Origin of the sequence: Daejeonella oryzae DSM 19973, from assembly GCF_000422945.1 — a bacterium.
Taxonomy (GTDB): domain Bacteria; phylum Bacteroidota; class Bacteroidia; order Sphingobacteriales; family Sphingobacteriaceae; genus Daejeonella; species Daejeonella oryzae.
The window spans coordinates 194431-206377 of record NZ_AUHA01000002.1 but is presented as its reverse complement, the minus strand read 5'-3'; the positions used below and the strand labels follow the sequence as shown (position 1 = coordinate 206377).

Annotated in this window: 12 protein-coding genes; 8 read left to right on the top strand and 4 right to left on the bottom strand. The window is 37.3% G+C overall.

Annotation, left to right across the window (positions count from 1 at the left end; all coding sequences use genetic code 11):
* Window positions 1-28 precede the first annotated feature (28 nt).
* From G521_RS0101080 to G521_RS0101065, 4 genes are all read right to left on the bottom strand, one after another.
* Window positions 29-250, bottom strand: a complete 222-nt coding sequence (locus tag G521_RS0101080; RefSeq protein WP_026896856.1) for a DUF2442 domain-containing protein — start codon at window positions 248-250, stop codon at window positions 29-31.
* A 12-nt stretch (window positions 251-262) separates the two neighbouring features.
* On the bottom strand, window positions 263-988 hold the full coding sequence (locus G521_RS0101075; RefSeq protein WP_026896855.1) for a YebC/PmpR family DNA-binding transcriptional regulator: 726 nt from the start codon (window positions 986-988) through the stop codon (window positions 263-265).
* A gap of 47 nt (window positions 989-1035) precedes the next feature.
* Entirely contained in the window at window positions 1036-1995 is a 960-nt protein-coding gene (locus G521_RS0101070) for an NAD-dependent epimerase/dehydratase family protein (RefSeq protein ID WP_026896854.1), read from the bottom strand.
* Window positions 1996-2068: 73 nt separating this feature from the next.
* Window positions 2069-3910 (bottom strand): lamin tail domain-containing protein, encoded by a 1842-nt coding sequence (locus G521_RS0101065; RefSeq protein ID WP_026896853.1) that lies wholly within the window; start codon window positions 3908-3910, stop codon window positions 2069-2071.
* 119 nt (window positions 3911-4029) lie between these two features.
* Between G521_RS0101065 and G521_RS0101060 the strand changes: the two genes are divergently transcribed.
* From G521_RS0101060 to G521_RS16200, 8 genes are all read left to right on the top strand, one after another.
* Complete coding sequence (locus G521_RS0101060) at window positions 4030-5019, top strand: aspartate-semialdehyde dehydrogenase (RefSeq protein ID WP_026896852.1); 990 nt, start codon at window positions 4030-4032, stop codon at window positions 5017-5019.
* Window positions 5020-5021: 2 nt separating this feature from the next.
* On the top strand, window positions 5022-5864 hold the full coding sequence (locus G521_RS0101055) for an endonuclease/exonuclease/phosphatase family protein (protein ID WP_026896851.1): 843 nt from the start codon (window positions 5022-5024) through the stop codon (window positions 5862-5864).
* 81 nt (window positions 5865-5945) lie between these two features.
* On the top strand, window positions 5946-7358 hold the full coding sequence (gene dacB / locus G521_RS0101050; RefSeq protein WP_051189347.1) for a D-alanyl-D-alanine carboxypeptidase/D-alanyl-D-alanine endopeptidase: 1413 nt from the start codon (window positions 5946-5948) through the stop codon (window positions 7356-7358).
* A 106-nt stretch (window positions 7359-7464) separates the two neighbouring features.
* Window positions 7465-7914, top strand: coding sequence for a DoxX family membrane protein (locus G521_RS0101045; protein WP_026896849.1), 450 nt, complete (start codon window positions 7465-7467; stop codon window positions 7912-7914).
* Between the two features lie 156 nt (window positions 7915-8070).
* Window positions 8071-9531, top strand: coding sequence for a 1-hydroxycarotenoid 3,4-desaturase CrtD (crtD, locus tag G521_RS0101040; RefSeq protein WP_026896848.1), 1461 nt, complete (start codon window positions 8071-8073; stop codon window positions 9529-9531).
* Window positions 9532-9598: 67 nt separating this feature from the next.
* Entirely contained in the window at window positions 9599-10222 is a 624-nt protein-coding gene (locus G521_RS0101035) for a 1-acyl-sn-glycerol-3-phosphate acyltransferase (protein ID WP_026896847.1), read from the top strand.
* Window positions 10223-10334: 112 nt separating this feature from the next.
* Complete coding sequence (locus tag G521_RS0101030; protein ID WP_245580813.1) at window positions 10335-11315, top strand: glycosyltransferase; 981 nt, start codon at window positions 10335-10337, stop codon at window positions 11313-11315.
* Entirely contained in the window at window positions 11312-11941 is a 630-nt protein-coding gene (locus G521_RS16200; protein WP_036677967.1) for a carotenoid biosynthesis protein, read from the top strand. The genes G521_RS0101030 and G521_RS16200 overlap by 4 nt, the downstream gene beginning before the upstream one ends.
* The last annotated feature ends 6 nt before the right edge of the window (window positions 11942-11947 follow it).

Here is an 11947-nt window from a genome sequence, read left to right as displayed (position 1 = left end):
AGATTTGTCCTTTTTAGTTTTTAAGATTTTATATGGTTATATCTATATCAAGCTGGTTCCAATGAATTCCGCTACCATCTTCTTTTATTTTCCAGTCCTGCTGTTCTTCCTGCGTAGCATTTTTTAATTTGGGATGCCAGGTTAAAGGATAAGCAATTTCCTTTTCATCAGCTACTTTTATAAACAACAGATCGTTCTGGAATTTAATTTCAATACTTTGCTTCTGTTTTCTTGAAGTAAATAATCCCATTGCAATAGATAATTATTCGGCCATGTTGTGATAAACAGCCTGAACGTCATCATCTTCCTCCAGCCTGTCGATGAGTTTAAGAACATCTACAGCCTGTTCTTCGGTAACCTCTGCGGTTGACATTGGAACACGTTCTAATTTAGCGCTGATTAATTCCAGACCCTGTTCTTCAATAGCCTTTTGCATTTTACCAAAATCTTCAAATGAAGTATGAATTACTCCTACATCATTTCCCTCCTCATTTTCTTCGAGATAAAGATCTTCCAATCCGGCATCAATCAGTTCAAACTCCAGTTCTTCCAGATCTTTTTCTCCGGGATTAAAGCGAAAAACTGATTTGCGGCTGAAAATGAAATCCAGTGCACCGGTTTTACCAAGGCTGCCACCATATTTTGTAAAATAGCTACGAACATTGGCAACTGTCCTGTTGGTATTATCGGTTGCTGTTTCTACTAAAACGGCCACACCATGCTGAGCATACCCTTCATAAACAATCTCTTCATAATTGCTTTCGTCTTTGCTGCTTGCTCTTTTAATGGCGGCTTCCACACGATCTTTAGGCATGTTAACCGCTTTCGCATTTTGCATTGCTGTACGCAAGCGTGAATTTGTATCCGGACTCGAACCTCCGGATTTAACAGCCATTACAATCTCTTTTCCCAAACGGGTAAATTGAACGGCCATTTTTGCCCAACGTTTAAATTTTCTTTCTTTACGGAATTCAAATGCTCTTCCCATAATACAGGCTATCTTTTAATATATGTTTGTGTAGGTGTTCTGATTGGTTAATTCGAAATCTTAATGTCTTTTAAATTTTGTAGCATATCTCTGGTCATACCGGCCAAATCATATTCTATTTCCCAGCCCCAATCTTTTTGCGCCTGGCTGTCATCAATAGATTTTGGCCAGCTATCGGCAATTGCCTGTCTCAGATCATGATCTGAATAACTGATTTTAAAATCAGGGATGTGCTTGCGGATTTCAGCAGCCAGCGTATCGGGTGTAAAGCTTATTCCGCCAAGGTTATAACTAGAACGAATAGTCAGTTGTTCTGCCGGGGCATCCATTAACTGAATTGTTGCCCTGATGGCATCATTCATATACATCATCGGTAAAGCGGTATCGGCAGATAAAAAGCTTTCATAAGTACCTTTTTGCAGAGCTTCGTGAAAAATATGAACGGCATAATCTGTAGTGCCACCGCCAGGAGCAGCTTTCCAGCCAATTAATCCCGGGTAACGGATACTTCGGATATCCAGGCCATACTTATTGAAATAATATTCGCACCAGCGTTCTCCGGCAAGTTTACTAAATCCATAGACAGTGTTTGGGTCCATTACGCAATACTGCGGGGTGTTAAATTGCGGTGAATGCGGTCCGAACACGGCTATAGAACTTGGCCAGTAAACTTTTTTTACCTGGAATTCAATAGCGAGATCGAGCACGTTAAATAAACCGTTCATGTTTAAATCCCATGCCATTTTGGGTTTCTGCTCGCCAACGGCAGATAAAAGTGCGGCCAATAAATATACCTGTGTTGGGCGGTATTTTTGAAAAAGTGCCTTTAAATTTTCTTTTTTTAAAACATCCGAAAATTCAAAAGGTCCGGCATTAAGGGTATCATAATCCGGCTCTTTAATGTCGCATGCAATAACATTGCTGCCACCATTAATACGGCGCAATTCAGCAACCAATTCGGTGCCAATCTGGCCGTTAGAGCCGATAACTAAAATCGTTTCTGGCATTATTTATACAGGTTAGGCCTCAAAGGTAAAAAAGTTTAAGAAATGAGAATTGTGTATTGCAGTATAAACTTATTTAATTAAGCTTTTGAGCTAAAACACAGGTCCTTCTATATTTCTTAAACGCACCTTCCAGATTAAAGAATTCTGCATAAATCAGGTAAATTCCTACAGGCGAAAGCTGTGATGATTCGTTTAACCCGTTCCATTGAAAAAGTCCCTTGGCTGCTAAGGTTAAATTATTAGCCAGTTTTTTTATCAGCTCTCCTTTATCATTATAAATAGAAATATTGGCAACAAATCCGGGATTAATTAATTGATAGCTGATCTGAAGCTCATCTTCGAAACCATCATTGTCGGGAGAAAAGGTTTTGGAGCTTAAAGAAAATTCGTCATTATCCGTAAAATCCTCTTCGGCTTGCGAGTTTTTATAACCCGGAGTAGCAAAGCCGACAGTAGCTGCCGCCGACCTGAAATTTCCGGTTTGATTGGTGGAAAGGCTAAAAGAAGAACGTTCTAACGAAACCCCTTCGGGATTTCTGATAAGCTGGAAGTGCATTTTTTCATTATAATTTAACCTGTCAATAACTTGTCGGTTGCTCAGTAGAATTACTGTCCCCTCATCATTATTAAATGCGGGCATCGATTTTAATTTTATAAATGAATTGGGATTTTCTGTTTCATATTCTTTAAGAATATTTTCAGGATCTACTGTAAGTACAAAATACTCCTGTGGTTTTATCAATAATTGAGAATTGCTTATAGTTTTTTCACCTGCAATGGAATCTTTAATTATGGTCGCTAATAAAAGCTCCTGTAAATCCAAAATTGATTGTGAATGATTATAGATTTCTACAAAATCAGCTCCGTTTGGTCTTGGATTAAAAAGAATTTCGCTGATTAAAAGGTCATTTTTATGGATCTGTTTCGGGAGAAAAAATACTGCGGTATTATAACCGGATACAAGATTGCTTCCCGAGCAGTCTGAAATAGTATTTACAGTGATTTTGTAATTATTTCCCCGTGATATAATATCCGGGAAGCGGAGCTTAATCTGCATCAATTCATCAGCCAGTAATGAAATGGAAACCGGCTTTCCGATTCCGTTATTTAAAAAATAATTTGAAGTATCGGTTGCCGATACACTATCTGGAATTTTATTGAAGCTTAAAATTACAGAAGTACTGTCCGCTAATTTTGCGGATATCAATTTAAACTCAGAGTTGCCGGCGGATTTATTATAAACGGAGTTTTGTTTCCCCGGTGTTCCTCCGGATAGGTCAGAACTTGCGGTCCAGTTCTGACTCCCGGCGCAACTTGCACCAGGGTCAATAAGTTCAAGAGAATATCCTCCTGATTTTTTCAGTGCATCTTTATACCATGTATCAACATAATTAACCTGATTTATAATGATCCCTGAATCATTTTTAAGAGTTAATTTATCGCCTGAATTATTTAAGGATGGCCAGGGAGATAAACCCAACACCTGTCCGTAGTTAGTAAATGAAGAAACATCCGCCCGGGGACAAAGGATTAAAAATTCTCCGGAGCGCATACTATCTGCGGAAAACCTGAAACTTGTATTGCCATCGCTGAATGTCCAATCTTTTAAATAGACTGTTTCAGAGCTATTATTGTAAAGCTCTACATATTCAACCTCAGGAAGATTAACTTTTGGTGTGGGATCAGCAAAAATTTCATTGATAATTATATCATTGGCAGCAGAAAAATATTTCATGTAACCACTTTTAGCAATCGGATGATTATGAGAAATTTTTCCCGGAAGATTTCTATCGACGGCTCCCTGAAAAATTGATTTGGGAGATTTAAAAAAGATATTGGAGGAAAATTTTTCATTTAATTGTGAAAAGCCACAAAACCAGCTCAGTAAAATGGAAATGAATAAACAATTCTTCATATTTGCCTTATTGTGTATTAACAAAATACAAAAGAATATTAAATCAATGTGTGCAGTTCAGAATCAAAATGAACCAACTCATCTGCACATACGGATTATCACCATTTAAAAGTAGTCAAATGAAAGTTGCAGTAGTAGGTGCTACCGGTTTAGTCGGATCGGTAATGTTAAAGGTTTTAGCAGAACGAAATTTTCCTCTTACAGAATTAATTCCCGTAGCTTCCGCAAAAAGTGCAGGCCAAAAGGTTGAATTTAAGGGTAAAAATTATACGGTTGTAACCATGGATGAGGCTATTGGAATGAAACCCGATGTAGCCCTTTTTTCTGCCGGAGGCAGTACATCTTTACAGGATGCTCCGCGTTTTGCTGAAGCAGGAACTACGGTTATTGATAATTCTTCTGCCTGGAGAATGGATCCGGATAAAAAATTAATTGTACCGGAAGTAAATGCGCATGTTCTGACTTCTCTGGATAAAATTATTGCTAATCCTAATTGTTCAACAATACAAATGGTGGTGGTTCTAAATCCGCTACATGAAAAATATAAGATTAAGAGAGTGGTGGTTTCTACTTACCAGTCAGTAACCGGAACCGGTGTTAAAGCGGTTGAGCAGATGATGAATGAACGGAAAGGAATTGAAGGAGAAATGGCCTATCCATATCCCATTGATCTGAATGTAATTCCTCAGATTGATGTGTTTCAGGAAAATGGGTATACCAAGGAAGAAATGAAAATGATTCTGGAAACCAAAAAAATTATGGGTGATGATTCTATTCAGGTAACTGCTACAACCGTTCGTATACCGGTTATGGGCGGTCACTCTGAATCTGTAAATATCGAATTTGAAAATGATTTTGATTTGGCTGAAGTAAGAGGTTTGCTGGAGGATGAAGAAGGAATTATTGTGGTGGATGATCCGGCAAATTTAAAATATCCGATGCCAATGGATGCTCACGAGAAGGATGAAGTTTTTGTTGGCCGGATTCGCCGGGATGAATCACAGCCGAAAACCTTAAATCTTTGGATCGTTGCTGATAACCTTAGAAAAGGTGCAGCCACCAATGCGGTTCAGATTGCAGAATACTTAATTCAAAAAAATCTGATTTAAAAATGATTAAATATGCATTTCTGTCGTTCTTTTCACTTGTTGCATTCAGTTGCTTAGCTCAAAAAAAAACCGACAAATCACTCAATCTTTTAACTTACAACATTCGGTTCAGCACGCCAAATGATGGAGTTAATGCCTGGACTAACCGTAAAGACTGGGTTAAAGAACTGGTTGAGTTTTATGATACTGATATTCTTTGCGTGCAGGAAGCCCTGAAAGATCAGGTTGAATACATTTTAAAAGACAGCCGTTTTGAGATGGAAGGTGTAGGCCGTGATGAAGGTAAAACCCGGGGAGAATATACCGCTGTTTTTTACGATAAAAGTCGTTTTAAAAAAATGAAAGCTGGTACATTCTGGCTTTCTGAAACTCCAGAAATTGCTTCTAAAGGCTGGGATGCTCAAATAATCAGAATATGTACCTGGGTAAAATTGTATGATAAGAAATCTAAAAAAGATTTTTTTGTTTTCAATACCCATTACGATCACATGGGTTTAATTGCCAGAGATAAATCTTCAGAACTGTTAAAGGAAAAGATTAAACTGATAGCCGGAAACTCGCCTGTAATTTTAAGCGGAGATTTAAATACTCAGCCGGAAACCCGGCCTATTTCTACGCTTAAAACTTTTTTAAGCGATGCTAAAGATATTTCAAAGGCAAAACCTTACGGACCAGAAGGTACTTTTAGTGCATTTAATTTTAATGCTGAATTGAAAGAGCGTATCGATTATATTTTTGTAAATGATCAGATTGATGTTATGAAATTTGCCGTGCTTTCCGATTCAAAAAATCAGCGTTATCCTTCAGACCATTTGCCGGTGATGGTAAGGCTTCGTATTAAATAAATTTCTGGTTGCTGATCATTGCATTATTGATTTATTACAAAGAATATTTCCTGCTATTTCCTAAATTTTTATTGTTTTCTAATGAGATTTTTCCTGACTATCGTTTTATTGTGTTGTGGTTTTAATGGTTTTTCACAAACGGTTACTCAGAAAATTGACAGGGCCTTTTCATCGCTTGAAAATGATCCTCAGTTAAAATACAGCAGCAGTTCTTTAACTGTAATGAATGCCAATACCGCTGAAATTCTTTTTTCCAGAAACGGAGACACGGGATTAGCGCCCGCATCAACTTTGAAAACCATCAGTGCTGCATCAGCTTTTCATTTACTGGGTTCAAACTTCAAATGGGAAACCACATTAGGATATTCCGGAGCAATTTCGGCTGCAGGTGTATTAAACGGCGATCTTATTCTTACCGGCAGTGGAGATCCAACTTTGGGAAGCTGGCGATATGAAACTACAAAGCCCGATTTGCTGATAAAAAAATGGGCTGATGCTGTTCACAAATCTGGAATCAAAAGAGTAAGCGGAAGAATTATTGCTGACGATCAATTATTCGGAACTCAAACTCTTCCTCCGGGATGGATCTGGCAGGATATTGGAAACTACTATGGCGCAGGCCCTAATTCCTTAAGCTGGCAGGAAAATCAGGCAGAGTTAATTTTTATTGCCGGAGCGAAAGCCGGTGATCCCACAACGTTTAAAATGGATGATTCAGAGATTTTCGAGGTGAAAATTGTGAATGAAGTTTTAACCGGTAGCGCAGGCAGCGGAGATCAGGTGTATGCCTTTTCATCTCCTTATTCTAATGTGATTTATTTAAGAGGCACATACGGAATAGATCTCAAGAAAAAAATTGCCATTTCTGTTCCAGATCCTGCTCTGCAACTGGGGCATTTACTTCAGAAATCACTTGAAAAATCTGGAGTAACTTTTGGCAAGATGGTTAAAACATCGCGGCAGCTGGAAATAGAGAATATGGCATATCAAAAAGCCGGAAATGTAATTTCAGTCCACACTTCGCCCGATTTAAGTCAGGTTATTTATTGGTTTAATCAAAAAAGTATTAACCTGTATGGTGAGCATCTTTTAAAAACGATGGCCTTAAAAAAAGAATTGAAAGTGAACACCGAAAACGGCACCGACCTGATTAAAGAGTTCTGGAAAAATAAGCTCGGGATTGATGAAAATGCCTTGAATATTGTAGATGGAAGCGGGCTTTCTCCGGGTAACCGAATTACCACAAAGGCTATGGCCATGATTCTTCAGTCTGCAAAAAAAGAATTATGGTTTAAAGAGTACTTTGATAGCTTTCCGGTATATAACAACATGAAAATGAAAAGCGGAAGCATTAACGGAGTTATAGCCTATACAGGTTACCAAACTTCCGCTTCGGGAACGCCTTTGGTTTTTTCAATTATTATAAATAATTATTCCGGTAGCGGCTCTCTGGTAAGGCAAAAAATGTTTAGAGTCTTAGATAATTTAAAATAGTTTGACTCTGTAAAATTCCCCTTGAGAAATTTAAATTGGATTTATTATTGCAATAATAATTCTTTAACTTCATAATAATCAATTATTTAATCAGGGAGGATTTATTATGAATACTGTTGAAAAAATAGAACACTGGGGTGATGTTCATCACGCCAAGTGGCTCGATGTCATTCGGATTATATTGGGAATAATTATACTTCTCAAAGGGATTTCATTTGTTTCAGACACGAGTGTTTTAAAAGAATTGTTCGTGCAAAATAGTGTTTACAGTTTTTCCGGATTGGTTGCAATGTCATTAACCCATATTGTTGCATTTGCCCACTTAGCAGGTGGTATTTTAATAATTTTGGGATTATTAACCCGGTTTGCTGTAGTTGTTCAGATTCCGGTTTTATTGGGAGCTGTGTTTTTTGTAAATATCTCGCAGGGATTCTCGCCTTTAAATTCCGAATTATGGCTTTCTGTACTGGTATTATTTTTACTGATTTTATTCTGGATTGTAGGTTCTGGACCATACTCTGTAGATCACTGGATGAAAACTCATCCATCTAAATAGATTTAACCTAAACCTTATTTGATGCGGCGGGCTTTTAAAGCTGCCGCATTTTCTTTGTGGAGTTAATCTGTATCCTGAATGTAAATTCATGGATTCCGGATAAAAGGAAATCAGTTCATATTATGGGAATCAGGAGATATAAACTAATTTCACCGAATGCCAGATGCCATAATTATTGGAGCCGGGATAGCCGGAATTGCCTCTTCTATCAGGTTAGCTGTTAAAGGATTTTCTGTAACTGTATTTGAAGCAAATGAATACGCCGGGGGAAAATTAGCTCAAATTGAGAATAGCGGTTTTCGTTTTGATGCCGGGCCCAGCTTATTTACTATGCCTCAGTATGTAGATGAACTTTTTAAACTGGCCGGAAAAAATCCTTCAGACTATTTTCAGTATGAAAAACTTGAAGAAATTTGCCGCTATTTTTATGAAGACGGCACACGCATCAGCGCATGGTCTGATAAATATAAATTTGCGGAAGAAATAGAGAAAAAAACAAGCGACAGCTCATCTGCTGTACTAAAACAGTTAGAGAAAAGTGCTGAAATTTATGATATAACCAATCATATATTTCTTGAGAAATCTCTTCATAAATTGTCAGGATATCTTAATCTTAAAACACTGAATTCTATTTTTCGGTTTCCTGCCATAGATCCTTTTCGCACAATGGCCGAAGCAAATTCAACTCAATTTAGTGACAGTAAAACGGTTCGGTTATTTAACAGGTATGCCACTTATAATGGTTCAGATCCTTATCAGGCACCAGCCACTTTAAATATTATTCCTCATCTCGAACAGCATTTTGGCGCATATTTCCCGCATGGCGGAATGATCAGTATCACCCGGTCATTGGTTCAGCTGGCTATGGATGTGGGAGTGAAATTCATTTACAATAGTCCTGTTAAAGAGATTATTTGCGAAGGCAGTCAGGTAAAAGGCGTCAAAGTAGGGGATAAAATTTATCATTCAAATCTGGTTATCTCAAACATGGATGTGTGGTTTACTTACAAGCACTTGCTTAAGAATGAAATATCACCATCGGGAGTTTTAAATCAGGAAAGAAGCAGCTCTGCTCTTATATTTTATTGGGGAATTAAAAAGCAATTTTCAGAATTAGATCTTCACACCATATTTTTTAGCGAAGATTATAAACAGGAATTTGAGGATATCTGGAAAAATAACACGATTTCTTCAGATCCAACGGTTTACCTGAACATAAGTTCAAAATACAATAAGAAGGATTCTCCTGAGGGTTGCGAAAACTGGTTTGTGATGATCAATGTGCCTTCTAATAAAGGTCAGGATTGGGATACGTTGATAAGCCGGGCAAGAGAAAATATTTTGAATAAGATTTCGGCTAATTTAAAGACTGATATCCGATCCTTAATTGTTTGCGAAGACATACTTGATCCAAGAAGTATTGAATCTAAAACTTCATCTTACCAGGGCTCTTTATATGGAACAAGTTCTAACAATAAGTTTGCAGCATTTTTGCGGCATTCCAATTTTTCTGGAAAGGTTAAAGGCTTGTATTTTGCAGGTGGAAGTGTTCATCCGGGCGGAGGAATTCCATTAGCTCTTTTGTCGGCTAAAATTGTAAGCGGCCTGATCAAATAAATAAGGATTTGTAGTACTTAACTGATGCAGAGAAAAAATGCTTTAAATTTTTATATTTACGCTTAACATGTTAAAGCCGAGGCAGAATAAAGTTATTTATACATTTTTTTCATGGTACATCAGTCGGATCATCCGGACGGATTTCCGCTCGTTTGAAATTTATAAATCAGAATTTGATCCCGGTCGGTCTATATTATTGTTAGCTAATCATTTTTCATGGTGGGATGGTTTTTTAATGTTTCAGCTCAATAGAATCTATTTCAAGAAAAAATTCCATGTGATGATTACAGAAGATAACTATCGGAAAGTAAAATTCCTGAAATATTTGGGATCATTTTCTGTTCTTAAAAATTCACGAAGTATTGTAGAAAGTCTGGAGTTTGCCGGAGAACTTTTAAATGACCCCTCAAACCTGGTCCTGATATTTCCGCAGGGAAAATTGTTTTCCAATCATGCGCAGCAAATCAATTTTGAGAAAGGCCTGATGAAAATGATCCATTCATCCCACAAAAAATTTCAATATCTGTTTGCCGCAACCTTTGTAGATTATTTTGAAAACAGGAAACCTTCGGTTTATTGCTACCTGCAGCAATGGGAAGGTGCCGAGTTTACCAGCCTGCAATTAATTAAAAGTAATTTCAATAAACATTATGAAACATCGCGGCAGCAACAAGCCGAAATAACGGCTTGATATGGTTTTTCTTTATCTCATTTTCTTTTTTTTGATTTTACGGTTTACTGTAACACTGTTTAATTTTATATCCAACCCCAAATTACCAGGCTCTATTAAGCAGTATAATAAGATGGTTTCCATACTTATTCCGGCCAGAAATGAGTCCGAAAATATTCTTGCTTTGCTGCAGTCCATCAGCAGGCAGAACTATGATAATTTCGAGACCATAGTTTTGGATGATCATTCGGAAGATGAAACCTTTAATCTATGTCAAACTTTCTCAGAAACCGACAGCCGCTTTCAGGTAATCAGGGGTGAAAAGCTTCCGGCTGAATGGCTGGGAAAAAATTTTGCATGCTATCAGCTCGCAAAACATGCAAAAGGCAAATACCTGATGTTTTTAGATGCCGATGAAATTGTTTCTGACGGTTTAATTAATAATGCTGTAAACCGTATGGAAGTTCAGAAACTTGCTTTGCTGAGTTTATTTACCAATCAGGTAATGCTTACAATAGGAGAGCGCCTGGTTGTTCCTTTAATGCATTTTCTGCTACTAAATTTATTGCCTTTACGACTGGTTCGCTTATCAAAAAACCCGTCATTTGCTGCAGCCAGCGGACAGTTTATGCTTTTTAATGCACAGGATTATCATGATAACCAATGGCATTCTATGGTTAAAGGAAAAGTGGTAGAAGATATTGAAATCATGAAATTGGTTAAAGGTCTTAGCTATAGGGGCGAAGCTTTGTTAGCAAATGGATTGATTCATTGCCGCATGTATAAAAACCTGAATGATGCCCTGAGCGGTTTCAGCAAAAACTTACTTGCCGGATTTAATTATAATATTGCCGGATTGCTTTTCTACCTTTCTCTGGTAATATTGGGTCCTGTTGTTATCTGGTATTATGCCGGCTTGGAATTATTACTATTTGCTATTTCTCTGATAATTCTCAGCCGGATAATGATCTCACTATCATCCGGTCAAAATCCATGGTTCAATTTGTTGCTGCACCCCTTGCAAATGGTATTTTTATTAATTTTGGCTGTGTTATCTATTCAGAAATACTTTACTAAAACCCTCACCTGGAAAGGTAGAACAATCCACACATGAAATTAAACAAGCCGCAAATAAGCAGTATTCTAATCATATTATTTCATACCGTCGGACTTATTGGATTCTTAAATCCTTCTTTAACTCCTCTCTTTATCAAGCTGGTACCTTTTCATTTATTGCTGATGATGGGACTACTTATTTATTCGCACTCACACAAGAATAAAGAGTTCTGGCTGTTTTTTGCAGTTACTTTCCTTGCGGGATTTATTATTGAAGTGTTAGGCGTAAGCAGCGGACTTATATTTGGTTCATATCAATACGGAGAAACGCTGGGCTTTAAAGTTGCCGATGTTCCTTTGCTGATTGGTATTAATTGGGTCATTTTAATTTACAGTATTGGAACCTCTGTAAAATTCTTAAAGATAAAAAATCATGTAATCAGAGCAATAATTGGTGCTTTTTTACTACTGCTATTAGATATATTAATTGAACCTGTTGCCGTAAAATTTGACTACTGGAGCTGGGAGGGAATGAATATCCCGTTTCAGAATTATGTTGCCTGGTTTATATTCTCTTTTATAATGCTGTTATTTTTTTATGCCCGTAAATTTAAAAAGCAAAATATTGCAGCATTAGTTCTGCTCATTTCCCAGGCGATATTCTTTGCCGTGCTTAATTTGTAAACTTCT